This window comes from Motiliproteus sp. MSK22-1, assembly GCF_001968815.1.
In the GTDB taxonomy this organism is placed as follows: domain Bacteria; phylum Pseudomonadota; class Gammaproteobacteria; order Pseudomonadales; family Balneatricaceae; genus Motiliproteus.
This window is the reverse complement of sequence record NZ_MIEQ01000005.1, coordinates 1-1451: the sequence shown is the minus strand read 5'-3', so window position 1 is coordinate 1451 and position 1451 is coordinate 1. Positions and strand designations below refer to the sequence as shown.

The window sequence follows — 1451 nt, the reverse complement described above, 5'->3', positions numbered from 1 at the left end:
TTCTCCGTCCCCCCATCGCACTTATATGAGGTGCAGGAATATTAACCTGCTTCCCATCGACTACGCTTCTCAGCCTCGCCTTAGGGGCCGACTCACCCTGCCCTGATTAGCATTGGACAGGAACCCTTGGTCTTCCGGCGGGGGTGTTTTTCACACCCCTTATCGTTACTCATGTCAGCATTCGCACTTCTGATACCTCCACGCTGCCTGACAGCTTGCGCTTCAACGGCTTACAGAACGCTCCTCTACCATGCCAGTAAACTGGCATCCGTAGCTTCGGTGTACAGTTTGAGCCCCGTTATATCTTCCGCGCGGGCCGACTCGACTAGTGAGCTATTACGCTTTCTTTAAAGGGTGGCTGCTTCTAAGCCAACCTCCTAGCTGTCTAAGCCTTCCCACATCGTTTCCCACTTAACTGTAACTTGGGGACCTTAGCTGACGGTCTGGGTTGTTTCCCTTTCCACGACGGACGTTAGCACCCGCCGTGTGTCTCCCGTGATTGCACTCATGGGTATTCGGAGTTTGCATCGGGTTGGTAAGTCGGGATGACCCCCTAGCCGAAACAGTGCTCTACCCCCCATGGTGAGACACGAGGCACTACCTAAATAGTTTTCGAGGAGAACCAGCTATCTCCGAGCTTGATTAGCCTTTCACTCCGACCCACAGCTCATCCCCGCATTTTTCAACATACGTGGGTTCGGGCCTCCAGTTGATGTTACTCAACCTTCACCCTGGCCATGGGTAGATCGCTCGGTTTCGGGTCTATTCCCAGCAACTGCACGCCCTATTAAGACTCGGTTTCCCTACGGCTCCCCTACTCGGTTAACCTTGCTACTGAAAATAAGTCGCTGACCCATTATACAAAAGGTACGCAGTCACCGTCCTAAAACGGCTCCCACTGCTTGTACGTACACGGTTTCAGGATCTATTTCACTCCCCTCACAGGGGTTCTTTTCGCCTTTCCCTCACGGTACTGGTTCACTATCGGTCAGTCAGGAGTATTTAGCCTTGGAGGATGGTCCCCCCATGTTCAGACAAGGTTTCTCGTGCCCCGTCCTACTCGATTTCACTTGAAGCGCCTTTTCACATACGGGGCTATCACCCACTATGGCCACACTTTCCAGAGTGTTCTGTTAAAACGCTAAAAGCTTAAGGGCTACTCCCCGTTCGCTCGCCGCTACTAGGGGAATCTCGGTTGATTTCTTTTCCTCCGGGTACTTAGATGTTTCAGTTCCCCGGGTTCGCCTCCTGCGGCTATGTATTCACCGCAGGATACCCAGCTTACACTGGGTGGGTTTCCCCATTCGGAAATGTCCGGATCACAGGTTGTTTACCACCTCCCCGAACCTTATCGCAGGTTACAACGTCCTTCATCGCCTCTGACTGCCTAGGCATCCACCGTGCACGCTTAGTCACTTGACCATATAACCCAAAACGGTGTTTGCACACCG

General features: G+C 52.8%; 1 rRNA gene. It reads right to left on the bottom strand.

Annotated elements, in window-relative coordinates:
• A 23S ribosomal RNA gene (locus tag BGP75_RS00025) occupies positions 1–1422 on the bottom strand; the annotation flags it as partial.
• Positions 1423–1451 lie beyond the last annotated feature (29 nt).